Raw genomic sequence first — 23185 nt, 5'->3', positions numbered from 1 at the left:
ATATCGATGCTGTGGAAGGGGCGGGGAGGGGGAAGCATCGATATGCGGCTCCGCCGCGGGGCCCGCCGCAGGCGTACGCGTACCGCCGGACACCCCCTGCGTCCCACCCCGCCACTGACGCCGACCCGCTACGGCGTACTCGTCTTCCAGCCGCTGAACTCGACCGTCCCCCGGGCGCCCGTGCCGCCGTTCGCCGCGGTCATGAAGATTCCGGCGTCCTGGGCGGCCGCCCCGCCAGGGGCCGTCACCGTGGCCACCTTCCGCCAGTTCGCGCCGTCGTCGGTGGACAGCTCGCCGGTGTAGGAGGTGGCGGCGGTGCGGGTCAGCCGCAGTAGTACGGGCGCCTTGACGCCGGTGATCCGCTGGTAGGTGTCCAGCGTGCCGTCGCCGCCCGAGTCGTACGACAGGACGACGCCGTTGGCCGGGGTGACGGAGAGGTTCACAAAGCCGGGGGAGCCCGCCGTGGCGAGGTCGTTGCGGACGATGATCCCGGCCCGCGCCCAGGGCCCGGTGGAGGCCTGGGCGTCCACCTTCACGGTCACGGCCGTGCCGACCGTAAGGACGCCATCGCGGTAGACGGAGCCGAATTCGGCGGTGCCCTTCCACAGATCCTGGCCCGCGCCGTCGATCGCGAACCGCTCGTTCAGCCGGCCGAAGGCCGCACCGCTGTTGGTGACCGTCCGCATCCCCTCCGCCAGCGGTCCGGCGATCCACAGCGTCCCGGTGCGCACGGCCCGCACCCGCTTCTCGCCCCGTGGCCCGTACGTCACGCCCAGCTCGTACGGCAGCGGCTTGAGCGGGTGCTCCAGCGGCTCGTCGGGCGCGGTCGCCCGCCAGCGGACCTCGCCGGTGCCGCCCGCCGGGACGCCCGGCAGCCGGGTCGGCCCGTCCGGGGACGGGTCGAGCCCGGTCACGGTGAGGTCGAAGTCGACGCGGCCGGTGGGGCGCAGCCCGTTGACGTTGCGGAGGGCGGCGGTGAGGGACGCGGAGCCGCCGGGCGGCAGGGTGGCGGGCTCGGCGGTGACGGTCAGCGTGCCCTGGTAGGGGGCCTTGGCCAGCGCCTCGTACACCCGCTGGGCGGTGCGGTGGGCGTCTGCCGTCGGCCGCACGGGGTAGCTCTTGCGCTCCCGCGTCCACGGCTCCTCGACGGCGAACCAGTCGAAGGTGCGCGGCGCGCGGTTCTCCGCCAGCGCGTCCTCCAGCTCGTCCAGATAGGACTGCCACTGGGGGAGGTGGAAGTCGGCGATGAGGCCGCTCCAGTCGCGGTTGGCGTAGTTGGCCAGCTTGCCGCCGTCGGCCGTGGCGCGGTCCGCCCAGGTGGTGATGAGGGTGCGCGCGGCCCGCTCCAGCTGGGCCGACTCCGCCTCGCCGGACGCCATCCGCTTGGCGTCCTCGAGCCACGGGCCGAGCAGGAACCGCCGGTGGGCGCCGGTCATGTCGTCGCTGAGCCGCATCAGCTTGAGCCACAGCCGGGACAGCGTCCGGAAGGCCGTGCGGTCCTTACGGTCGTAGGCGTCCTGGAGCTGCGGGATCAGCTGCCAGGAGCGGTTGGCGAGCGCCTGCCGGGCGATGTCGGTGAGGTCGTGGCGGTAGGCGTCGCTGTCGCGCAGCCCGGCGCGCACGCCCAGCAGCGCCGCGAAGGCCACGTCGAACCCGGCCGGGTCGAAGGCGGGGGTGTGGGTGGCGTAGTTGGTGCCCGAACGCGCGGTCAGGGAGGGCCGGGCGGCGAACACCGAGTCATGCGGGCGGCCGTCCTTGCTGCTGATCTCGTACGCGGTGTCGCGCAGCGCGGCGAAGGCCTCCCGGGCCCTGGTGTCCCGCCCGCCGTAGCGCACATCGGCGTAGGAACGGAACCACTCGGCCCGGTCCACCGCCTCATCCCGCCACGCCAACTCGCTGAACAGCTCGAGCGCGGCCGGATCCCGCTCGACCGCCTCCGGCATATAGGCCGTGCCGACGAGCTTGCTGCCCGGCTTGTCGCGCCATACGGTGAACCGCTTGGTCCACATATGGGTCTTGGCGCCGATCGTGGTGCGGCCGCCGAAGTTGGGGATGGTGCCGAACGCGTACGGCACCGCACCCCAGTCCCGCTCCCGGTCGGTGACGGTGTCCAGGTCCGACAGACCGTCCACGATGAGCATGCGGTCGTGGTCGACGGCGTCCAGCAGATCGCGGCGCGGGTTCTCCTGCCAGCCGAGGATCACCCAGGTGGCGCCGGGGCGGGCGGTCTGGAGCGAGGTCTCCACGGCGCGGGCGGCGTCCGGCACCGGAACGTCACCGGGGTCGCCGCCCTCGTGCAGCAGATCCATCTTGAACAGCTCGGCCTCGCCGAACAGTTCGTCCTGATGGCGGTAGAAGGCGGCGGCCACCTTCCGGAACACCTCGGTGCGCGGATCGAGCCAGTCGGGCCGCCGGAGCCCGTTCCAGTCGCCCTGCGGGACCGTACGGGCCCCCGGGTTGCGGTCCGCGAAGCCGTCCGGGACGGTGCCGAAGTAGCCGGGGAACACAGGCCGCATGCCCAGTTCCCGTAGCCGGTCGGCGATCCGCCGCCCCAGCTCGGTGCGGTTGGCCAGGAGCGCGGTGGACACCGGGCCGCCGTAGCCGCTCATGTTCTGGAGCAGCCACCACGGCTGGTGGGAGGGGGCGGGGAGCCAGGCGCGCGCCTCGTCGTCCGTATAGCCGAAGTCCTGGAGCAGCCGGTGGTAGACACCCTCCTGACCGGCGGTGACCAGCAGTTCGTTGCAGCCGTGCAAGGCCGCGATGTCGATCAGGTGCTCCCAGCGGTCCCAGTCGGCGAACGGCGCGGTGTAGCCGTCATGGGTGTCGTTGAACGCGAAGCGGTGCGGGAGCGCGGTCGAGCGGGTGACGCGCCGGGCGGGCGCGGGCAGTTTCCCCGGCAGGTTCAGCTGATCGCCGGACCAGGTGATCTGGGCGTGGCAGGTGTACTTGAGGTACCAGTGCACCCCGGTGAGCAGCACCGCCGGGCTGGTGCCGGAGACCGTCAGCCGCCCCGCGGACCCGCCGACCTCGAACCGCTCCTCGGCGCCCCGCTTCTCCAGCGCCACCAGCCGGAACTGATCGGTGTGTTCCGGCAGCAGCCGCCGCAGTGCGGCGCGCGCGGGAGCGGTGTCGAATGCGGTCACGGCGGTGTCCTGTACGTCGTGTGGTTCGTCGGCCACCGCGGGGATCCGGCTCCCCAGTGTGGCCCCGGCCCCCAGTGCTCCGGCGGTTCCGATCAGCGTGCGTCTGCTCAGGTCGCTCATGCGCCCCCCAACGGACAACGGCCAATGGGTCATATGGACAAGGCACTTAACCAGCGTTGTGGGGTGGGAGCAATGGGGCGCACGGCGGGCCGGGGCATGGCCGAGCGGCTCCGGCGGGCCGGGTCGCGGCCGACCGGCGCCGGCGGGCCGGGGCCTGGCCGGACGGGCTCACGCGGCTCAGCCCCGGTCGAGGTAGGCCAGCACCGCCAGCACCCGCCGGTTGTTGTCGTCCGACGGCGGCAGGCCGAGCTTGCCGAAGATGTTGGAGGTGTGCTTGGCGACCGCCCGCTCGGTGACGAACAGCTGCGCCGCGATCGCCGTGTTGGACCGCCCCTCCGCCATCAGCTCCATCACCTCCAGCTCCCGTGGCGTCAGCCGCCCCAGCGGCCGGTCCTGGGCGCGCCGGTCCAGCAGCTGCGAGATCACCTGCGGATCCATCGCGGTGCCCCCGGCGGCGACCCGCCGCACCGCGTCGACGAACTGATCGGCGTCGAAGACCCGGTCCTTGAGCAGATAGCCGATGCCGCCGCTGCCGTCCGCGAGCAGCTCCCGCGCGTACAGCTGCTCCACATGCTGCGACAGCACCAGCACCGGCAGCCCCGGCCGCGCCCGCCGCGCCGCCAGCGCACACTGCAGCCCCTCGTCGCTGAACGACGGCGGCAGCCGCACATCCACCACCGCCACGTCCGGCTCCAGCTCCGCCAGCGCCTTGCTCAGCTCGGGCCCGCTCTCCACGGCGGCCACGACCTCGAAGTCGTACGCCTCCAGCATCCGCACCAGCCCGTCCCGCAACAGGAACAGATCCTCGGCGACCACAACACGCACGGCTGCTCCAAGACTTCGTCGGGCCCCTGGGGTGGGGACGTGACCGAATCCGACGAATGTACCGCTGTGCGGTGCGCGGGAGGGGCTCAGCGGCCCGGACGGTCGAGGGCGCCGCTTTTTATGGTGCGGAGGTGGGCGCCCCGCGCGGGGAACCGTTCTGCCGGATTCCGCGTAATGTCCTGTTGACCTGCTGCCGGCCGGGTGGCGGGCGAACGAAGGGGGAGCCGGTGCTGGGTCGGATGCGGGTGATGGTGGGCGTGGCGGTGTCGCTTTCGGTGGCGCTGGTGGCGTGCGGGCCGGAGAAGGAGAAGGAGTGGACGGGGGCGGACCCTTCGAAGGGGTCCGCGGCCGAGGCCGCGCGGTTCGCGCCGTTGGTGCGGCTGGCCAAGGGGGAGTCGCTGTTGCCGATGGACGCGACGCGGTTCATCGGGCGGTCCGCGCTCCGCTTCGACCACGAGGGCTTCTGCCGTGACGAGGGGCCGGTGGCCGATCCGATCGACCCGCGGCGGTTGGGGAGTAAGGACAATTCCTACCAGCACGCGGAGGTGCAGCCGGGGAAGTCGTCGTCCAAGCCGGTGTCCTGCCCCGGACACGGGGATAAGTGGCGCAACTCGACCGAGGCCGACGGCGGTTTCTATCTCGACCCGCCGAAGGAGGTGCGGAAGGGCGAGGGCACTGACGCGCCGGTCTACTGGGAGTACCACAACCACAAGACCGACCCGAAGCGCGCGGCGTACGTCTACTGGTTCTTCTACGCCTACAACAACCTGACCCCGGGCAACCGGCACGAGGGCGACTGGGAGCGCGTCGCGGTCCAGCTGCGCGACGGCAAGCCGGAGGGGGTGACGTTCGCGAAGCACGGCAAGGACACGTGCAGCGTGAAGTGGTCGGAACTGGATCCGCAGGACGGGCATCCGACGGTGTACTCGGCGCGTGGTTCACACGGCTCCTATCCGACCGATAAGAACCAGTGGGTGAACGGCACGCTCGATCGGCCCTCGAAGGGCGGCGCCGAGTGGCGCACTTGGGAGCACGCCCGCGCTGTCAACCGCGAGCCCTGGTGGGGGTACGCCGGGTGGTGGGGGTCGCAGCAGCATGTGAGCGGGTTCAACGGGCCGATGGGCCCGCGGCCGGGGCGTCTGCTGTCGGGCATCTTCACCGACGACAGTTGCGGGCCCGCGGACAAGCCGCCGACGGATCCGCCCAAGGACCAGCCCACAGAACAGCCGACGGGCCAGCCCACAGCACAGCCCACGGACCAGGCCGCGCCCAGGACGAAGGAAGGGGCGATCCGGCGGTACGAGGAGTATCTGCACGCCGTGGGCCGGGAGGACATCAAGACGGTCTGCGAGGTGGCCGGGCCCGCGGCGAAGCAGGCGGAGGACCAGGGGTTCGGTCCATGCACGTCCACGTTCCTCGTCACGTTCCAGATGATCTCGCCTACGCAGAAGAAGGCTCTGCAGACCGCGACGGTCGATCCGCAGAAGATCGTCGTACGAAGCCCTGCCAAGATCGACATTTCGGCGGACGCGGTCAAGGCCTCCGTCACCTTCTCCGAAAACGAGATCGGGACCAGCACCCTGGAGTACATGAAGGACGACTGGTACATCACTGACTGAGCGCGCGCGGCGCGGCGCGTCCCGCCGCCGGATTTCCCCGGCGGCGGGTCATCGGGCGGCGCCCCGCGCCGAGAGGGCGCAGGGGATCTCCATCGTCACCATGGTGGGCCCGCCGGGAGGGCTGCTGACCGCGAGGACCCCGTCGAACGTGCCCAGCCGCCGCTCGACCCCGCTCAGCCCGCCGTCCGGGGTGATCTGGGCGCCGCCGCGGCCGTCGTCGGTCACGGTGACGCGCAGCATGCCGTCCTGGTGGTGGATGTCCAGCCACATCCGCGAGGCGCCCGCGTGCTTGGCCGCGTTGGTCAGCACCTCGCTGACCGCGAAGTACGCCGCCGACTCGACCGGTTCGTCGGGGCGGCCGGTAAGGTCCACGTCCACCTCCACCGGCACCGCCATCCGCAGCGCCAGCGCGCGCACCGCGTCCCCCAGACCGCGCTCGGCCAGTACCGGCGGATGGATGCCGCGGACCAGGTCGCGCAGCTCGGCCAGGGCCTCGGCGGAGTTCGTACGGGCCGCCGCGAGCAGCTCCCTGGCCCTGGCCGGGTCTTTCTCGATCAGCGCCTCCACGGTGCCCAGGCTCATGCCCATCGCCACGAGCCGGGCCTGGGCGCCGTCGTGCAGATCGCGCTCGATGCGGCGCAGTTCGGCGGCGGAGGTGTCCACGGCGTCGTGCCGGGTCTCGGTGAGCCGCAGCACCCGCTGCTCGAGCGCCATATGCGGGGTCGGGTCCAGGAAGGAGCGCGCCAGCAGGAAGTGGCCGCGCAGCAGGACGGGCGAGAGAACCGAGCCGAGGGCGATGAAGCCGACACCGACCGGGACGGCCAGCAGGGCGGTGCCCAGCGAGTCGATGGGCAGGAACGCGTACCAGTAGGTGCCGCCCGCGTCCACGATCGGCTGCCACACCCCGGCGGCCAGTACGAACCCCTCGAGCCCGTACGGCATGAAGACGAAGGCCAGCAGCGCGATGGCGTACCCGGCCGTCATGTCGACCTGGAGCCACAGCAGATCGCGCCAGGTGGCCGGGTCCTTCAGCAGGAAGGTGCACAGCTCCACCTGGCCGGTGACCCCGGAGCGCCGGTCGGCCGGCAGCGGGCGGTACGGCAGCTGGATCCGCACACCGGACCAGGCGGCGGCCAGCAGCCGGCGCCGATTGGCGTGCGCCCGCACCGCGCGGATCAGCGGAGGGGTGGTGAACACCCCGATGCCCAGCGAGATGAAGCTGATCGACAGGATCGTCAGCACGGACAGGGTGATCGACACCAGCGCGAGCCAGGAGACGGCGAACCCCCGTGCGCAGGCCGTCAGCGCTCCACGTGCCCGTGCCCTCATCCGGCTTCCCCCTCGCTGGTCGGAATGTCGTGCCCGCACCGGCGGGCCATCTCAGTGTGTCAGCGGCCCGCCGCCCGGACACGGGGGCCGGACACCGTCCCGGGGTGTACCTGGCACCACCTCCCCGCCTCGCCCTATGGCTCGGCGACAGGGTGGCTGCCCGGCTGGGGCGCGGACCTGCGGTTTTCTAACGTCGTGGCATGACCTGTTCCGTCCGTACCGCACGGGGAGAGACGCCATGAGCGCAACGAGGAAGGGCCTGGCCGTGCGGCTGGGCGGGTGGAGCACCCGCCACCGCAAGACCGCGATCATCGGATGGCTGCTGTTCGTCGTGGTCGTCGCCGTGGTCGGGGGAATGTCGGGGTCCCGGCAGATGACCAACTCCGAGAACAGTGCGGGCGATTCCGCACGCGCCGAGAAGATCCTGGAGGACGCGGGCCTCCAGACCCCGGCCGGCGAGATGGTGATGCTGCGCAGCGACCGCCCGGACGGCTGGCGGGACGCGGCCCGGGACCTCTCGGCGCGGCTGGAGCGGACGGGCGAGACGGCGCGCGTCCAGCCCCCGGTGCGCTCGGAGAACGGCCGGGAGGCACTGATCAGCTTTGAGATGAAGGGCGACCCGGACATGGCCGGGAAGCGGGTCGGGCCGGTCGTCGAGGCGGTGGAGAGGACCGAATCGGCCCATCGGGGCGTCGTGGCCTACGAGTTCGGCGACGCCACCGCCCAGCATCGGCTCGACGACATGCTGACCGACGACTTCAAGAAGGCCGAGCTGACCGCCGTACCGCTGGCGCTGGGCATTCTGCTGGTGGTCTTCGGGGCGCTGGTGGCCGCGCTGCTGCCGGTGCTGCTCGCGGTGACCGCCTGCGTCGGCACCTTCGGGCTGCTCGCCCTCGTCAGCCATCAGCTGCCCCTTTTCGACTCCACCAACTCGGTGATGTTCCTGGTGGGCCTGGCAGTCGGCGTCGACTACTCGCTGTTCTATCTGCGGCGGGAGCGCGATGAGCGGGCCGCGGGCCGGGACGCCGGGACCGCGCTGCGGATCGCGGCCGCCACCAGCGGCCGCGCGGTGCTGATCTCCGGGGTCACGGTCATGCTGGCGATGGCCGGGATGTTCCTGTCCGGGCTGCTGCTGTTCCACGGCTTCGCGGTCGCCACCATCCTGGTCGTGCTGATGGCGATGCTCGGCTCGGTGACCGTGCTGCCCGCGATGCTGTCCTGGCTGGGCGACCGGATCGACGCCGGGCGGGTGCCGCTGCTGAACCGCCGCCGGAAGAAGGGCGTGCACGCCAGCGGGGGTCTCTCCGGCAGGCTGATGCGGCCGGTCCTCGCCAAGCCGAAGCTGTTCGCCGCCGTATCGGGCGTGCTGCTGCTCGTGCTGTGCGCGCCCGCCCTCGGGATGAAGACCGAACAGCTCGGCCTGGAGAAGCAGTTCGGCTCCGACGCCCCCATCACCGTGGCGTACCAGGAGATCACCGGCTCCTTCCCCGGCGGCCCCGCCCCGGCCGAGGTGGTGCTGCGCTCCGACGAGGTGGGCTCCGCCCGTTTCGACGCGGCGGTGGCGGACTTGAAGAAGGAACTCGCCGCGTCCGGGCGGTTCGGGAAGACGGTGGATGTCGAGGCGCACCGTACGGAGGGGGTGGCCCGGATCGAGGTGCCGCTGGCCGGGGACGGTCAGGACGCCACCTCCCGGCGTGCCCTGGACACCCTCAAGGAGGATCTGGTGCCGAGGATCCTCGGACCGGTCTCCGACCAGGCGTACGTGACCGGTGAGCTCGCCTCCAGCCGCGACTTCAACGACCAGCTGAAGACCGACATCGCACCGGTCTTCCTCTTCATCGCCGCCGTGACCTTCGTGCTGATGCTGCTCTGCTTCCGGTCGCTGCCGATCGCGATCGTCTCGATCCTGCTCAACCTGCTGTCGGTGGGCGCCGCGTACGGCACGATGACCGCCGTCTTCCAGCACGGCTGGGGCGCGGAGTGGCTGGGGATGGAGCCGGCCGGGGCGATCGAGGGGTGGATGCCGCTGTTCGTCCTCGTCATCCTCTTCGGACTGTCGATGGACTACCACGTGTTCGTGGTCTCGCGGATCCGGGAGGCCCATGAGCGGGGGCTCGCCACCCGGGACGCGATCCGCGAGGGCATCCGGACCACGGCGGGCTCGGTCACCGGGGCGGCCGCCATCATGGTCGCCGTGTTCGCGGTCTTCGCGCTGCTGCGGATGCAGGACATGCAGCAGATGGGCGTCGGGCTCGCGGTCGCGGTGCTGGTGGACGCCACACTGGTGCGGATGGTGCTGCTGCCGTCGGTGATGGCGCTGCTCGGGGAGCGCAACTGGTATCTGCCGCGCGCCCTGCGGTGGCTGCCGAACGTAAGCCACGGCGAGGAGCCGGTGGAGCGGCCGCGGCCGCCGCTGGTGGGGGCGGGCCGCTGAGGTCGCGGGCCCGCGGAGGTCCTGGACCTGCTGAGGTCCCCGGGCCCGCTGAGGTCCCGGGCCTGTTGAGGGCCTGGCCCCGTCGAGGGCCTGGACCTGCTGAGGTCGCGGGCCCGCTGAGGTCGCGGACCCGCTGGGGTCCCGGATCCGCACCGCACGCGCCCGCCGTGGCGGACAGGCTCCTGGCCTGCCCGCCACGGCGGGCGTTCGCGGGTTGACGAGAGTGGTCAGGCGGTGGGCACGTACTTGTACCCCACCCGCCGCACCGTCACGATCGTCCCCCGGTGCTCGGCACCCATCTTGCGGCGCAGCCGGGCCACATGGACATCGACGGTCCGGCCGTCGCCGACATGGCCGTACCCCCACACCGTGGTCACCAGCTGATCGCGGGTGTGCACCCGGTGCGGATGGGCGACGAGATGGCTCAGCAGCTCGAACTCGAGGTACGTCAGGTCCAGCGGCCGCCCGGCGACCTCGGCGGTCCGCTGGTCGGGGTCGATCCGGATCAGCTCGTCACCCGTCACCGCCGGAACCCCCTCCGTGGGCGGCCCCGCCGCCTCAGGTCCCTGCCGGTCGGCCGGGACCAGCACCAGATAGCCGACCATCGGCGGATGTCCGGGGAGCGCGGGCACGGTGTGCGGGGGAGCGGGCAGCCAGGTGGCGCCGGGGTGCAGCAGGTCGGCGACCGGTGGCACCTCGTCGGGTGCGACGGCTCGCAGCCGCTGGCGGGCGGGTGGGACGGATGGGCTGGTCGGGGCCGCGGGAGCGGAGGCAGAGGCGGACGACAGGCCACGGAGGTTCGTCATGAGGTCAGCTCTTTCGCGCGAGAGGGCGTCAGTGGACGTCGTGCGCGCGGGCTGGGCGGCCGGGCGGAGAGGTCAGCGACCGAGCGAGCGGGCCCGCGCATCGGATGCGCGGCAACACTCGCGGTCGAAGTGGTGCGCCTGCCGGGACGGCCAGAACGGTTCGAGGTCGTAACGACCCGTCGCGATGTCATGGAGGCTGGCCATGGCCCTATTGAAGCAGATACCGGGCCCGGGGCGCTCGGCCGTTGACCGGGAAGAGGTGCGACGATGCCCCGGTAAGAGGCCCCGCGCGGAAAGCTCCGCAGGCCGCCGCGTACCCCTTGAGGAGCGCAAGCCCATGCCGCACATCGTCGTCGAATACTCCGGCACCCTGACCGACGCGTTCGACCGCCCAGGCTTCGGTGCCGCCCTGCACCCCGTGGTCGCCAAGACCGTCGACACGGTTGTGGCGGGTTGCAAGACCCGGTTCCGGCGGATAGAGGAGGCCCATCTCGCGGATGGCGCCGACGACCTCGCCATGATCCATATCGAGGTGTCGATCCTGTCCGGGCGTGACGCGGAGACCAAGCGGGAGCTGTCCGCCGCGGTGGTGGAGGTGGCGCGCGCCCATGTGTCACCGGTGCCGGGGCTGACCGTGCAGACCACCGTCGACGTGCGGGATCTCGACCGGGACTGCTACGAGAAGCACGAGGCGGTCCATCCCGCCTGACGGAGGCGCACGATACACCTTTAAGTGCAAATCCGGCATCTACCTATATGCCAAGGCGAGGCGCACAATGGGGGTGCGGTGTTTTACCGCACTGTGCGGTCAGACTTGCATGGATCGAAGGAGGCGAGTCGAATGGCCGACGTCTCACGTGCGAGAGGCGATATAACGGGCCACCCCGACGTGTCCGAGATGCGGGAGCGCTACGCACGCATGATGGACGCGCGGGACGTTGTCTTCCTCGACGGGCCGGTGCTTCTCGCCGGTCTGTACTTCGCCATCTCTCCCTGGGTGGTGCACTTCTCGGGCACCAGCCCCAACCTCATGGTCAACAACCTCGTCCTCGGTATCACCATCGCCCTGCTGGGGCTCGGCCTCACCACGGCGCCGAGGAGGATGTACAGCCTGTGCTGGGCCATGTCCGCGATCGGTGTATGGATGATCATTTCTCCCTGGGTGGTCGCCCGGGGCGCCGATGCCGGGATGATCGCGAACAATGTCGTCGTGGGTGCCATCACCTGCCTGTTCGGCCTGATCGCAGCCGGCATGGTGATGCGGAAGGGCAGGGAAACCACCTGACCGGACGCTGAATCACCGAACCGTCTGGACAACGGCGAAGGCCGTCCACCGCATACCCTTCGGGGCCGTGCGGCGGACGGCCTTCGCGCGTTGTCCCTGCTCCGGTGCGGGCTCTTGCGCGGACTCTCGTGCGGGCTCTCGTGCGGGCTCTTGCGCGGGTCTCAGCCGATCGGCTCGGGCAGCGGGACCACGTCGTAGGAGCACTCGATGGTCCGGCCGGTGGCCGGGTCGCCCAGTTCCACCCGCCAGCGCCCGGCGAACTGGTCCACGCCCTCGGCCATCGGAATGGTGCCGGAGATCAGCACGGTGCCGGGCACCAGGTCACCGCGTTCGCGCAGCACCTCGACCCAGTACGCGGGCGGCAGCAGCTCGGCCAGGGTGCCGCTCTGCACCTCGGTCTCCTCACCGTCGTGAGTGACCCAGGCGCGGAGCGTCAGATCGTCGAGGCGGGGCGCCACATCGGACAGCCGCCAGGCGCGGGTGGCCAGCACATCGGGGGCCGCGTTCTTGCTCCAGGCCACGCCGTGGACCTCCAGCTCGCGGTCGGTGTGGTCGCAGGCCGCGGTCAGCAGCAGCTCCCCGTCCGCGGCCACGACCAGCGCCCACTCGGCCTCGCCCGAGGTGCGGGCGTGCTGGACGCTGACGCGGCCGGTCTGCTGGGCCAGGTAGGGGGCGACCGGGTAGAGGGCGGGCGTCACGGAGGGTGCGGGCACGCCCAGCTCGGCGAGCTCGGCCACATGGGCGGCCACATCCTCCTGGCTGCGTCCCGCGTAGCCCGCGTTGAGCACCTGGACGACCTCCACGTGGTGCCGGGAGCCATCGGGGAGTTCGAAGGTGAGCGAGGACGGGGCGGACTGTGCTGCGGGCTGTGACGGCTTCGTTGTCATGGGTGCTGTGCTCTCCAGGGCGCGGTGGGGCTTGGGGGGCTTGTGGGGCTTGGGGGCTTGGGGGGCGGGCTGCGGTTTCCGCGCTTGCCGAGCGGTCACCCGCTGCCGCGGGTGGCCGCGCTTTTCGCGGTTTCGAAGCGGTTAACTTCCTCCGGAGGGGTTGCGCATACGCTTGGTATACAAGAAGTATGCCGGAAGGCCGATCCGCGCAACCCCCACCCCCTCGCACCACCACGAAAACGCCACGTACCATCCCGTAAGCCTCATGCACCACCTCGAGGACGGAATATGCAGCCCACCGCATCGAGCGCACCGCCACCCCGGGCCGACCGGTCCGGGGTCCGTCGCGCCTTCGTCGCCAGCCTCACCGGCACCGCCCTGGAGTGGTACGACTTCGCCGTCTACTCCGCCGCCGCGGCCCTGGTCTTCGGCGATCTCTTCTTCCCCTCCAAGGACCCCACCACCGGCACCCTGCTGGCGTTCTCCACCTACGCCGTCGGCTATGTCTCCCGGCCGCTGGGCGGCTTCGTCTTCGGCCGGCTCGGCGATGTCATCGGCCGCAAGAAGGTGCTCATCGCGACGCTCGTGCTCATCGGCGGCGCCACACTGCTGATCGGGCTGCTGCCCACCTACGCCACGGTCGGGGTCGCGGCCCCGGCCGCGCTGGTGCTGCTGCGTTTCGCGCAGGGCGTCGGCGTCGGCGGCGAGTGGGGCGGTGCGGTGCTGCTGTCCAGCGAGTTCGGCGATCCGCGGCGGCGCGGCTTCTACGCCTCCGCCGCCCAGGTCGGCCCGCCGGCGGGCAATCTGCTGGCCAACGGCGTCCTGGCAGCGCTGGGCGCGGCGCTGACGGAGGACCAGTTCACCAACTGGGGCTGGCGGGTGGCGTTCCTGCTCTCCGGGCTTCTGGTGGTGTTCGGTCTGTGGATCCGCGCCAAGCTGGAGGAGACCCCGGTCTTCAAGGCGATGGAGGCCGCGCAGGACCGCCCGGAGGCGCCGCTGCGCGAGGTGTTCACCACCCAGCCGAGGGCGCTGACCGCCGCGATCCTCTGCCGGGTCGCCCCCGATGTGCTGTACGCGATGTTCACCGTCTTCGTGCTCACCTACGCCACCAAGGAACTCGACATGTCGCGCGGCTCGGCGCTCACCGCCGTGCTGATCGGGTCCTCGCTGCAGATCGTGCTCATCCCGCTGGCCGGGGCGCTCTCGGACCGGGTCAACCGGCGGCTGCTGTACGTGGGGGCCGCCGTGGCCGCCGGGGTCTGGCCGTTCCTGTTCTTCCCGCTGGTCGCGGACGGCAGTTGGGCGCTGCTCACCCTCGGGGTCGTCGGCGCGCTGGTGATCCACTCGCTGATGTACGGACCGCAGGCGGCCTTCATCGCCGAGCAGTTCTCCCCGCGGCTGCGCTACACCGGGTCCTCGCTCGCCTACACCCTCGCCGGGCTCATCGGCGGCGCGATCGCGCCGCTGCTCTTCACCACGCTGCTCGGGGCCTATCACGCCTGGGTGCCGCTGGCCGTCTACATCGCGATCACGGCCGCGGTCACGGTGGCAGGCCTCTGGCTGGGCCGGGACCCGTCCACCGCCGAGGAGGAGGAACCGGAGCCGCTCCCCGTCGGCCACACTGCCTCCACGAAGGTGTCCTGACCGCCGTCCTGTCCCGTCCCGTCCTATCCCGTCCCGCCTCGCCCCGCTGCGCGGAGCTGTAAAGCGAGCCGTACCGGGGAAGGGGCGGGATGAGGCCGCGTACCCTGCCGAGATCACGCACCCCGACCGCACTCCGACGCTCCCGACCAGGGCCGCACTCCGACGTTCCCGACCGGGACCGCACTCCGACCCTCCGACCAGGAAATGAGGCAAGCACCCGCCATGCCCCTCCGCATCGCACTGAGCCAGATCACCACGGGCCCGGACCCGGCGTCGAACCTCGCCCTGCTGCGCGAGGAGACCCAGCGGGCGGCGGCTGCCGGGGCGCGCCTGGTCGCCTTCCCGGAGGCGGCCATGGCCTGCTTCGGCACCCGGCTCGGCCCCATCGCCGAACCGCTGGACGGTCCCTGGGCCACCGAGGTCCGGCAGATCGCGAAGGACGCCGGGCTGGTGGTCGTGGCCGGGATGTTCACCCCGGCGCCCGACGGCCGGGTGACCAACACCCTGCTGGCCACCGGCCCGGGGGTGGAGACCTCCTACGACAAGATCCATCTGTATGACGCCTTCGGCTTCGCCGAGTCCAAGACCGTGGCCCCGGGCTCCGAGGTGGTGACCTTCGACCTGGACGGCGTCCGGATCGGCCTGGCCACCTGCTACGACGTACGGTTCCCCGAGCTCTTCCGGGCCCACGCCGACGCGGGCGCGGTGCTCTCCCTGCTGCCGGCCTCCTGGGGCGCGGGGCCCGGTAAGCGCGAGCAGTGGGAGCTGCTGACCCGGGCGCGGGCACTCGACGCCACCGTATGGCTGGCGGCCGTGGGCCAGGCCGACCCGGAGGCGTCCGGCGTGACCGCCGCGACCTCCGCCCCCACCGGTATCGGCCACAGCGCCCTGATCGGCCCCGACGGCACCGTACGTGAGCGGCTGGACGCGGGGCCGGGGCTGCTGGTGGGGGAGGTGGACACCGAGGAGGTCACCGCGGTGCGCCGCACGGTGTCCGTCCTGGCCAACCGCAAGCTGGGCGGACAGTCATGAGCGAGGCCGGGCGTACGTCCATGAGCGGCAGCGGCAGCGGCAGCGGCGGGGCCAAGCCGGAGCACGAGTTCCATCTGCCCGCCGCGCCCTGGCAGCGGCCGCCGGGCGCGGCCGCGGGGGTCAGCGAACAGATCCTCGCCGCGGACGGGAGCGGTACCCACACCACCGCCCTGGTGCGCTGGGAGCCGGGGACGGACACCTCCCCGTCCGGGGTCGTCCGCCACGACGGCTGGGAGGAGGTCTATCTCCTCGAGGGCAGCATGCGCGATCTGACCCTGGGGGAGACCTTCTCGCGCGGCTTCTACGCCTGTCGGCCGCCGGGGATGCCGCATGGCCCCTGGGTCTCCGAGGAGGGCGTCACCATGCTGGTGATCACCTATCCGGAGACGACAGCCGGTCGGTGACGCACCCCTGGGCGGAGGCTCGCTCCCGGGCGGTGACACACCCCTGGGCGGTGGCTCGCTCCCAGGCGGTGACTCATCCCCGGGCGGTGGCTCGCTCCCGGGCGGTGGCTCATCCCAGGCGGTGGCTCATCCCCGGGCGGTGGTTCACCCGGCGAGCAGCACCTTCAGCGTTGACCCCAGATGGGCGCTGATCGCCGCGCGGGCCGCCTCCGGGTCCCCGGCGGCCACCGCGTCCAGGATCGCCCGGTGCTCGCCGAGCACCTCCTCCTGGCGGCCGGTCTGGGTGTAGAGGGCCACCACCCCGGCCCGGATCTGGCGGCTGCGCAGCCCGTCGTAGTGCCGGTTGAGGAGTTCATTGCCCACTGCGGCGATCATGGTCGCGTGGAAGAGGTGGTCCACGGCGATGAACTCCTTGGCCTGCTCCGGCCCCATCAGCTCGCGCTGCCGCTCCAGCAGCTCCGTAAGCTTCTCGACCGGCACCGTGCCCGCCTCGATGGTCCGCTCGGCGGCGTGGCGCTCGACGATCCCGCGCAGCTCCATCAGCTCGGTGATCTCCCGGCCGGAGAGCGGGGCGATATGCGCACCCCGCTTGGGGACCAGCTGGACCAGATCCTCGGCTGCCAGCAGGAGCAGGGCCTCACGGATCGGGGTCCGGGAGATGCCGATCCGGTCGGCGATCTCCTGCTCGGTGAGGAACCTGCCCTGCATGTCGGGATCGGTCAGCACGGTCTCCTTGAGGAACGCGTACGCCTTTTCTCGTCCGGACTGCGCTGGCACTGGGCCCCCATGCTGCTTCGCATACAACTCGTATACGAAAATTATCACGGACCGGTGGCAGCGTTGGGGTGGTCGGGTATCCAGGAGCCGTGGATGCCCGCGGGGACGCGGTGGGGCAGCTCCACGATAGCCACGGGGGCGGCCGTGATGTCCCGGGCGTCCAGGACGATCAGCTCGGAGACGTCACGGCGGAGATCGCTGACGACGGTCAGCAGATAGCCGTCGTCCTCGCTCCCCCCGCCGCCCCCGGATGCCTCGCCCGCGTATCCGTCAGTGCTTCCGGCGGCGGGCACGAACACCGCCTCCCCGGGCATCCGGCCCGGTCCGGTCGGCGCTATCTGCCGGGCCCCGGTGGCCGCGTCGTACTTGACCAGTGCGTACTCCTCCAGTCCGCTCCCGGGGAAGGCGACGGCGTAGGCATAGCGGCTGGGCCGCCCCAGCAAGCTGTCGTTGATCGTGGGGAACTCGGTGACCAGGTCGTCCAGCGGCTCCTCCCGCGCGGTGCCCGATGCGGGGTCCAGGATCCAGCGGTGGTGCAGGGAGCCGACCAGCGGGACGGCGGCGTGGCCCGGGGCGCCGGTCCACCACTTCCAGGAGGTCTCCCAGGCGGTGCGGTCATAGCGCGGCCCCTCGATGACGACGCGGCCCGCCGGATCCTCATAGGCGTTGGCGATGTGCAGCAGGGCGCCGGGCTCCACCTCGCACCAGGTGACTCGGGGCGGCCCGGTGCGCGGCATGATCCCGATGCGCGGCCGGTAGCCGTCGGACCAGCGATAGGGGATCCCGGACCGCTCGGCGGGGTCGAAGACGACCGGCAGATCCAGCCACACCACATAGCGCTCGGTCAGCCCGAAGTCGTGCATCAGCGAGGGCCCCGCGCCCTCAATGGTCTCCTCGCGGACGATATGGCCGTCGCGCGACGCCACGTAGTGGACGAGGTGGGGCGGTAACGGGGAGTACGAGAAGAAGTGCAGCTCCCCGGTGACCGGATCCTCCTTTGGATGCGCCGTCATGGCCCGGTTCAGCTTTCCGCCGAAGTCATAGGCGCCGACGGTGGCCAGCTCGGGGGTCAACTCATAGGGGAGGTTGGCCTCCTGGAGGGCCAGGATGCGGCCCGCGTGCTTGATCACATGGGTGCCGGCGACGCTGGCGGCGAGATCCTCCGCACCGTCCGCACCCCCGTCACCCGTGACCGCGCCCTCGCCGCCCGCGGCCGCCCCCTCGCCGTTCGCTGCCGCCCTGGCGTCGTGGAGGGCCGGTGTGCGCACCCAGCGGTTGCGGTACCACTCCGCTCTTCCCTCGCACAGCCGCAGCCCGTGGACCATGCCGCTGCCCTTGAACCAGTGCGAGGGCACCACTCCGGGCGGGGGATTGTGGCCGTTGCGCAGATAGCGGCCGGTCAGCTCGGGAGGGAGGGAGCCGTGCACGGTGAGGCCCCAGACGGTGGACTCCACCGCCACCGGGGCGTAATGGCCGCTGATATAGGGCGGCTTGGCGGACTCGTCGGGCTTGGCGGGGTCGCCGGGCTTGGCGGGCTTGGCGGGACCGGCGGGATTGGCGGATGTGCCGAAGAACCGGTCGCTCATCGCGCGTCCTCCTCGCCGCTCCGGCGGGTGTCCTCGTCCGCGACCAGGACCACCTTTCCGGCGACGGTGCCGGACTCGGCCAGCCGCATCGCCTTCGCGGCGTCGGAAAGCGGAATCCTCGCCGCCACCAGTGCGGTGAACTCGCCCTTCGCCATCAGCTCCAGCACCTGCCCCAGGTCGGCGCGGATCCGCCCCTGGAAGGCGGCCAGGCGCCGCCGCCCGGCCCAGAGGTTGAAGAAATGCGCCCGCCGTCCGTTCGGCAGCAGGTTCCACAGGGCCAGCCGGGCGAGGAGCTTGAGCACCGGGGCCCGCGAGGAGCCGGGGACGTCCCGGGTGGCCGCCGTGCCGTAGGAGACCAGCGTGCCGCCGCGGGCGAGCAGCCGGAAGGAGTCCACGATGCCGTCGCCGCCGATGTGGTCGAAGACCGCGTCGACCCCGCCCGGCGCCAACGCCCGCACCCGGGCGGGCAGATCCGGATCGCGGTAGTCGAGCGGGGTGGCGCCGAGGGCGTGCACCGCGTCGTGATGGCGGGGCGAGGCGGTGCCGATGACCTTGATGCCCGAGTGGCGGGCGAGCTGGACCAGGGTGGTGCCCACCCCGCCGTTCGCCCCGTGGACCAGCACGGTCATCCCGGGGCGCACCTTGGCCACGCGGTGGAGCATCTGCCAGGCCGTGATCCCGTTGACCACCACCGTCTCGGCCTCCGCCGCGTCCACCCCCTCGGGGACCGCCACCAGATCGCCCGCGTCGACGAGGGTGTGACTGGCCCAGCCGCCGATCTTCGTGAGCGCCGCGAACCGGCGCCCCCGCAGGGCCTGATCCACCCCGGGGCCGGTCGAGACCACCGTGCCCACCAGGTCATAGCCGGGCACGAAGGGGAACGGCGGCTGGTCGTAGTACTTCCCGCGGCGCATCTGCTGCTCCGCGAAGGAGACCCCCGACGCCTCGACGGCCACCAGCGCCTGCCCGGGACCGGGCTCGGGCAGCGGGCGGGTGCGGAGCTCGAGCCCCTCGGGCTCCACCTGGCCCGGCAGAACGACTTCGGTGAGCATGGCTGACCTCGTTTCGATGTGAGGCGTTCTCGCTGTTGTGAGAACTTCTAACCAAACAATGAACCTGTTACTCTCGAGGTGTCAAGTCCGAATTCGAAGACCCGCACGGGAGGCGCGTCCATGGCGACAGCACGGCGAGAGCGCTATCGCAAACAGACCCGGGAGGAGGCCAAGGCCGTGGCCCTTGCCCAGCTGGCCGAGTCGGGCACGGCGGGCATCTCGGTGAACGCGATCGCGAAGGCGATGGGGATGACCGGCCCCGCGCTCTACCGCTATTTCGCGAGCCGGGACGAGCTGCTGACCGAGCTGATTACCGACACCTACCGCGATCTGGCCGAAACCCTCGCCCAGGCCGTCGCCGACGCCGCCCCCGCCGACCGCTTCCGCGCCATGGCCCGCGCCTTGCGCGACTGGGCGAAGCGCCAGCCGGACCGCTATCTGCTCATCTACGGCACCCCGGTGCCCGGTTACCACGCGCCGCCGGAGACCACCGAGATCGCGGGCGGGCTGATGCGCACCATCTTCGACGCCTGCTCCACCGTCGGCGATGCCGATGGCGCCACCGCGCACGGCGCCACCACGAGCCACGAGCAGCAGCCCCTCACCGAGCTCGAGGCCGAGCTGGCGCGCCATCTCGAGGGCGCGGGCGCCTGGGGGCCCGGGGAGGAGCCCGGCGGTGAGCTGAAGGGCCGTGCGCTGCGCACCTGGACCCGGCTCCACGGCGTGATCAGCCTTGATGTGCAAGGCCAGTTCACGGGCATGGGCTTCGATCCGTCGGTCCTCTTCGAGGCCGAGATCGACGCCCTGGTGCGGGGCAGCTGAAGTGCCCCGGTCCGAGCTGCCCGCCCGGCGGGCTCGGCGCACACTGGAGGGACACCGGAGCGCGACGGGGAGCGGAGGCGGCGATGGAGCAGGGTGAGTTCGATGTGGTCGTGGAGATCCCGGAGGGGTCCCGCAACAAGTACGAGATGGACCATGAGACCGGCCGGATCCGGCTGGACCGGATGCTGTTCACCTCGACGAAGTACCCGGCCGACTACGGCTATGTCGACCACACCCTCGGCCGGGACGGCGATCCGCTGGACGCCCTCGTCACCGTCGCCGAGCCGACCTTCCCCGGCTGTGTGATCCTCTGCCGGGCCATCGGCATGTACTGCATGCGCGACGAGCAGGGCCCGGACGAGAAGATCCTCTGCGTCCCGGCCCATGACCCGCGCTACGTCGGCGTGCAGGACATCGACGACGTCCCCGAATTCGACCGTAAGGAGATCACCCACTTCTTCGAGGTCTACAAGGACCTCGAGCCCGGCAAGTCCGTCGAGGGCTCCCACTGGGAGGGCCGCGACCGGGCCTACGCCGAGATAGCCGCCTCCCGCGCCCGCGCGGCCGCCGAAACCGGCCGGTTCCAGAGCCCCTGAGCGGGACCGGCAGCACCGTGGCCCCGAGCATGAGCAGGGCCGACACTCAGGGCGCCGCCTCGCGCGGCGCCGGCACCCCGCGGTCGTTCTCCGGCACTCCATGCTCGTTCCCCGGCACCCCGCGGTCGTTCTGCAGCTCCCACAGCTCCCGGAACAGCCCGGGGCACCCCGTCAGCTCCGCGAACGTGCCCTGCTGGATCACCCGCCCCCGCTCCAGCACCACGATCCGGTCGGCCACGGCCACGTTCGCCAGCCGGTGCGTCACCAGGACCACGGCGCGGTCCTCCGCCATCCGCCGCAGCCCCGCGAAGATCCGGTGCTCGGCACGGGCGTCCAGCGCGCTGGTGGGCTCGTCCATCACCAGCAGCCCCGCGGGCCGGTGGAACGCGCGGGCCAGCGCGATGCGCTGCCACTGCCCACCCGACAGCTCCACCCCGCCCCACCACTGCCGGGCGAGCAGGGTGTCCAGCCCGCTGCGCAGCCCGTCCACCACCTCATGCGCCCCGGAGTGGACCGCCGCCTCCCGGACCCGCTCGTCCCCGCCGTGCGGCTGGCCGAGGGTGATGTTGTCGCGGGCGGACAGCGGCCAGTGCGCGTAGTCCTGCGGAACGACCGCCGTATGCCGCCACATCGCCTGCGGATCCAGCTCCGCCACGCCCACGCCGTCCCAGGTCACCATGCCCTTGGTGGGCAGATAGAGCCCGGTCAGCAGCTTGCTCAGGGTGGTCTTGCCCGAGCCGTTCTCCCCGACCAGTGCGAGCACCTCGCCCCGCCGCACCTCGAGCGTGACCTCGTCCAGGGCCGGAGCGTCGGACTCCGGATAGGCGTACGTCAGCCCCTCGGCCCTGATGACCCGCGGCGCCGCCGGGACCAGGGCGCCGCGCCGCATCCGGTGCCCGCCCGCCTCCTCGATGAACTCCGCCCAGTCGTCCAGATACAGCCCCGTACGGAACAGTCGCGTCCCATAGCCGACCATCCCCTGGAGCGAGGCGCCGACCGTCCGCAGCGCGAACACCGCCGTACCCGCCGACGCCACCGACATCTGCCCCGCGCCCAGCAGCAGCGCCAGCGACGCCCAGACCAGCCCGGACGCCACCCCTCCGGCCAGCGCCCCCAGCACCGCGTACCGCGCGCCCCGGTGCACCGCCTTGTCGGTGGCCGCGTCCACCCGCGCCCCGATGGCCCGGTACCGCTTCAGCAGAAACTCCGCCATCGTTCCGGAGCGGAGCTGATCGGCGATGTCCTTGTCCACCATGTACCAGCGCAGCAGCCCGAGCGTGCGCCGGTCCGCGCTGATCGCACGACTGGTCTCGTACTGCACCCGGGCCGCCTTCATCCCCGCGATCCCCTGCGGCAGCGCGGCCAGCAGCAACAGCGGCAGCAGCGCCGGATGCAGCACGGTGACCACGCCCGCCGCCGCGATCAGCGACGAGAGACACGCCATGAGCTGCTGCGACTCGGTGATCAGATCCCGCGCCACCTCGGCACCCCGGTCCGCCGCGTCCCACTTGTCGTTGAACCCGGGGTTGTCGTACGCCGCCAGCTCGGCGTTGATCGCCGCGTCCAGCATCTGGGTCTCGGCCTCCCGGGAGATCCGCGGGGAGAGCCGGCTGGAGATGTTGCCGACCGCGATCCCCAGCAGCGCCCGCAGCCCGGCCGCCCCCGCCAGCACGACGATCGAGGGCAGCGCGTCCCGGAGCCGGTCGGTGATGTGGCCGGACGAGATGAGCGCCGTGATCGTGCCGGTGGTGGCCAGCAGCCCGAACGCCTCGAAGAACCCCGACAGCGCCTGGCACACCACCAGCGCCACTACCGCCGTACGGTCCACCTTCCAGGCCAACGCCAGGGAGCGGCACACCAGTTGGGGCAGTCGGCCGGCCATGGCCCGGGTGGTGACGGGGTGCTTCTCCAAGGCCGTCAGCGAGGGCGGCCGGAACCGTAACTCCTCGCCGGGCCGCTCGGCCGCCGGTTCCGGTGGCTGTTCCGCCTGTTCCGTGGTTCGAGACGTCACAAATCCCCCCTGAGAGTGTGTTTTCCATTCGGTATGCATCAGACTGCCGCAGACCGGGACCCGGGCGCCCGGGGTTTACGGCGAGGTCCACCGAACGTGGAGCGCCTCCGGTGCGTCACGCGACCGGGAAAAGCGCTGGAGCCGCGCGCCGTTCGCGTGCTTCGATGCGCTTCATGGTGTCCATCGACCGACTGTTCGCCTTCGCGGCCATGTCCTTCCTGCTGATCGTGATCCCCGGTCCGAGCGTGCTCTTCGTGGTCGGCCGGGCACTGGCCCAGGGCCGCCGCGCCGCGCTGACCACGGTCGTCGGCAATACGCTCGGGGCGTATGCACTGGTCGTCGCCGTGGCGCTGGGCGTCGGATCCGTGGTGGAGCGCTCGGTCCTGGTCTTCACCGCGCTGAAGCTGGTGGGCGCCGCGTATCTGGTGTACCTGGGAGTCAAGGCGGTACGGCGGCGCCGCTCGCTGCAGGCCGCCTTCACCGGCGACGGCCCCGCCCACGGGGGCCTGCGGACGCTGTGGGAGGGGTTCGCGGTCGGTGTGGCCAACCCCAAGACGATCGTGTTCTTCGCCGCCGTACTGCCCCAGTTCGTCGACCGCGAGCAGGGACATGTCGTGCCGCAGATGCTGCTGCTCGGGCTGGTCTTCAACGCCATCGCGGTGATCTCCGACAGCGTCTGGGGCCTGGCCGCGGCCACCGCCCGCACCTGGTTCGCCCGCTCCCCGCGGCGCCTCGCCATGGTCGGCGGCGTCGGCGGACTCTCCATGATCGGCCTCGGCGTCACCGTCGCCGCGACCGGCCGTGCGGACTAGT

At 71.7% G+C, this 23185-nt stretch carries 19 protein-coding genes; 10 read left to right on the top strand and 9 right to left on the bottom strand.

Annotation, left to right across the window (positions count from 1 at the left end):
• Nucleotides 1-128: 128 nt before the first annotated feature.
• A complete protein-coding gene (locus J2Z30_RS02035) occupies nt 129-3263 on the bottom strand; it encodes an alpha-N-acetylglucosaminidase (protein ID WP_044576652.1) in 3135 nt (1044 codons plus the stop codon).
• A 177-nt stretch (nt 3264-3440) separates the two neighbouring features.
• Nucleotides 3441-4088, bottom strand: a complete 648-nt coding sequence (locus J2Z30_RS02030) for a LuxR C-terminal-related transcriptional regulator (RefSeq protein WP_044576655.1) — start codon at nt 4086-4088, stop codon at nt 3441-3443.
• A gap of 227 nt (nt 4089-4315) precedes the next feature.
• Between J2Z30_RS02030 and J2Z30_RS02025 the strand changes: the two genes are divergently transcribed.
• On the top strand, nt 4316-5707 hold the full coding sequence (locus tag J2Z30_RS02025) for a PT domain-containing protein (RefSeq protein WP_308279633.1): 1392 nt from the start codon (nt 4316-4318) through the stop codon (nt 5705-5707).
• 48 nt (nt 5708-5755) lie between these two features.
• Here the strand turns inward: J2Z30_RS02025 and J2Z30_RS02020 are convergent, their stop codons facing one another.
• Entirely contained in the window at nt 5756-7036 is a 1281-nt protein-coding gene (locus tag J2Z30_RS02020) for a sensor histidine kinase (RefSeq protein WP_044576661.1), read from the bottom strand.
• 238 nt (nt 7037-7274) lie between these two features.
• Between J2Z30_RS02020 and J2Z30_RS02015 the strand changes: the two genes are divergently transcribed.
• Nucleotides 7275-9470: an MMPL family transporter gene (locus J2Z30_RS02015; protein ID WP_044576663.1), complete on the top strand. Its 2196-nt coding sequence runs from the start codon at nt 7275-7277 to the stop codon at nt 9468-9470.
• 227 nt (nt 9471-9697) lie between these two features.
• Here the strand turns inward: J2Z30_RS02015 and J2Z30_RS02010 are convergent, their stop codons facing one another.
• Nucleotides 9698-10276 (bottom strand): winged helix-turn-helix domain-containing protein, encoded by a 579-nt coding sequence (locus J2Z30_RS02010; RefSeq protein ID WP_044576666.1) that lies wholly within the window; start codon nt 10274-10276, stop codon nt 9698-9700.
• Between the two features lie 337 nt (nt 10277-10613).
• Here J2Z30_RS02010 and J2Z30_RS02005 point away from each other — a divergent pair, with 337 nt between their 5' ends.
• Both J2Z30_RS02005 and J2Z30_RS02000 read left to right on the top strand, forming a co-directional pair.
• Complete coding sequence (locus J2Z30_RS02005) at nt 10614-10985, top strand: 5-carboxymethyl-2-hydroxymuconate Delta-isomerase (protein ID WP_044576669.1); 372 nt, start codon at nt 10614-10616, stop codon at nt 10983-10985.
• Nucleotides 10986-11117: 132 nt separating this feature from the next.
• The gene (locus J2Z30_RS02000) at nt 11118-11561 is read left to right on the top strand and encodes an SPW repeat protein (protein ID WP_044576671.1); all 444 of its coding nucleotides are present in this window, start codon (nt 11118-11120) and stop codon (nt 11559-11561) included.
• Nucleotides 11562-11722: 161 nt separating this feature from the next.
• Here J2Z30_RS02000 and J2Z30_RS01995 read toward each other — a convergent pair whose 3' ends face one another.
• A complete protein-coding gene (locus tag J2Z30_RS01995) occupies nt 11723-12448 on the bottom strand; it encodes a DUF2848 domain-containing protein (RefSeq protein ID WP_044576674.1) in 726 nt (241 codons plus the stop codon).
• Nucleotides 12449-12736: 288 nt separating this feature from the next.
• Here J2Z30_RS01995 and J2Z30_RS01990 point away from each other — a divergent pair, with 288 nt between their 5' ends.
• From J2Z30_RS01990 to J2Z30_RS01980, 3 genes are all read left to right on the top strand, one after another.
• A complete protein-coding gene (locus J2Z30_RS01990; RefSeq protein ID WP_044576676.1) occupies nt 12737-14092 on the top strand; it encodes an MFS transporter in 1356 nt (451 codons plus the stop codon).
• Nucleotides 14093-14314: 222 nt separating this feature from the next.
• On the top strand, nt 14315-15124 hold the full coding sequence (locus J2Z30_RS01985; protein ID WP_044576678.1) for a carbon-nitrogen hydrolase family protein: 810 nt from the start codon (nt 14315-14317) through the stop codon (nt 15122-15124).
• The gene (locus J2Z30_RS01980; protein ID WP_245387433.1) at nt 15121-15528 is read left to right on the top strand and encodes a cupin domain-containing protein; all 408 of its coding nucleotides are present in this window, start codon (nt 15121-15123) and stop codon (nt 15526-15528) included. Before J2Z30_RS01985 ends, J2Z30_RS01980 begins: the two co-directional genes overlap by 4 nt.
• Nucleotides 15529-15672: 144 nt before the next feature.
• Here J2Z30_RS01980 and J2Z30_RS01975 read toward each other — a convergent pair whose 3' ends face one another.
• From J2Z30_RS01975 to J2Z30_RS01965, 3 genes are read right to left on the bottom strand one after another with little or no spacing between them, the layout of a single operon-like run.
• The gene (locus J2Z30_RS01975) at nt 15673-16305 is read right to left on the bottom strand and encodes a GntR family transcriptional regulator (RefSeq protein ID WP_044576681.1); all 633 of its coding nucleotides are present in this window, start codon (nt 16303-16305) and stop codon (nt 15673-15675) included.
• A gap of 44 nt (nt 16306-16349) precedes the next feature.
• Nucleotides 16350-17891 carry a carotenoid oxygenase family protein gene (locus tag J2Z30_RS01970; protein ID WP_078956949.1) on the bottom strand — a complete coding sequence of 514 codons (1542 nt, stop codon included), beginning with the start codon at nt 17889-17891 and terminating at the stop codon, nt 16350-16352.
• Nucleotides 17888-18943, bottom strand: coding sequence for a medium chain dehydrogenase/reductase family protein (locus J2Z30_RS01965; protein WP_044576685.1), 1056 nt, complete (start codon nt 18941-18943; stop codon nt 17888-17890). The genes J2Z30_RS01970 and J2Z30_RS01965 overlap by 4 nt, the downstream gene beginning before the upstream one ends.
• 120 nt (nt 18944-19063) lie before the next feature.
• On the opposite strand from J2Z30_RS01965, the gene J2Z30_RS01960 reads away from it, so the two are divergent.
• Together J2Z30_RS01960 and J2Z30_RS01955 are read left to right on the top strand one after the other, a co-directional pair.
• Complete coding sequence (locus J2Z30_RS01960; protein ID WP_044576687.1) at nt 19064-19765, top strand: TetR/AcrR family transcriptional regulator; 702 nt, start codon at nt 19064-19066, stop codon at nt 19763-19765.
• Between the two features lie 83 nt (nt 19766-19848).
• Nucleotides 19849-20361, top strand: a complete 513-nt coding sequence (locus J2Z30_RS01955; protein ID WP_044576689.1) for an inorganic diphosphatase — start codon at nt 19849-19851, stop codon at nt 20359-20361.
• Nucleotides 20362-20407: 46 nt separating this feature from the next.
• On the opposite strand, the gene J2Z30_RS01950 is transcribed toward J2Z30_RS01955, so the two are convergent.
• Nucleotides 20408-22372, bottom strand: coding sequence for an ABC transporter ATP-binding protein (locus tag J2Z30_RS01950; protein ID WP_308279630.1), 1965 nt, complete (start codon nt 22370-22372; stop codon nt 20408-20410).
• Nucleotides 22373-22545: 173 nt separating this feature from the next.
• Here J2Z30_RS01950 and J2Z30_RS01945 point away from each other — a divergent pair, with 173 nt between their 5' ends.
• Nucleotides 22546-23184 (top strand): LysE family translocator, encoded by a 639-nt coding sequence (locus J2Z30_RS01945; protein ID WP_044582062.1) that lies wholly within the window; start codon nt 22546-22548, stop codon nt 23182-23184.
• The last annotated feature ends 1 nt before the right edge of the window (nt 23185 follow it).

Source organism: Streptomyces iranensis (genome assembly GCF_017874715.1).
Classification (GTDB): domain Bacteria; phylum Actinomycetota; class Actinomycetes; order Streptomycetales; family Streptomycetaceae; genus Streptomyces; species Streptomyces iranensis.
This window is presented reverse-complemented; position numbering and strand designations above follow the sequence as displayed.

Coding starts and splice junctions, on each gene's coding strand:
- J2Z30_RS02005 (WP_044576669.1), top strand. CDS start 10,614: ATGCCGCACATCGTCGTCGAATACTCCGGCACCCTGACCGACGCGTTC.
- J2Z30_RS01980 (WP_245387433.1), top strand. CDS start 15,121: ATGAGCGAGGCCGGGCGTACGTCCATGAGCGGCAGCGGCAGCGGCAGC.
- J2Z30_RS01995 (WP_044576674.1), bottom strand. CDS start 12,448: ATGACAACGAAGCCGTCACAGCCCGCAGCACAGTCCGCCCCGTCCTCG.
- J2Z30_RS01965 (WP_044576685.1), bottom strand. CDS start 18,943: ATGCTCACCGAAGTCGTTCTGCCGGGCCAGGTGGAGCCCGAGGGGCTC.
- J2Z30_RS01990 (WP_044576676.1), top strand. CDS start 12,737: ATGCAGCCCACCGCATCGAGCGCACCGCCACCCCGGGCCGACCGGTCC.
- J2Z30_RS02035 (WP_044576652.1), bottom strand. CDS start 3,263: ATGAGCGACCTGAGCAGACGCACGCTGATCGGAACCGCCGGAGCACTG.
- J2Z30_RS01960 (WP_044576687.1), top strand. CDS start 19,064: ATGGCGACAGCACGGCGAGAGCGCTATCGCAAACAGACCCGGGAGGAG.
- J2Z30_RS02000 (WP_044576671.1), top strand. CDS start 11,118: ATGGCCGACGTCTCACGTGCGAGAGGCGATATAACGGGCCACCCCGAC.
- J2Z30_RS01985 (WP_044576678.1), top strand. CDS start 14,315: ATGCCCCTCCGCATCGCACTGAGCCAGATCACCACGGGCCCGGACCCG.
- J2Z30_RS01970 (WP_078956949.1), bottom strand. CDS start 17,891: ATGAGCGACCGGTTCTTCGGCACATCCGCCAATCCCGCCGGTCCCGCC.
- J2Z30_RS02010 (WP_044576666.1), bottom strand. CDS start 10,276: ATGACGAACCTCCGTGGCCTGTCGTCCGCCTCTGCCTCCGCTCCCGCG.
- J2Z30_RS02015 (WP_044576663.1), top strand. CDS start 7,275: ATGAGCGCAACGAGGAAGGGCCTGGCCGTGCGGCTGGGCGGGTGGAGC.
- J2Z30_RS01955 (WP_044576689.1), top strand. CDS start 19,849: ATGGAGCAGGGTGAGTTCGATGTGGTCGTGGAGATCCCGGAGGGGTCC.
- J2Z30_RS01945 (WP_044582062.1), top strand. CDS start 22,546: ATGGTGTCCATCGACCGACTGTTCGCCTTCGCGGCCATGTCCTTCCTG.
- J2Z30_RS02020 (WP_044576661.1), bottom strand. CDS start 7,036: ATGAGGGCACGGGCACGTGGAGCGCTGACGGCCTGCGCACGGGGGTTC.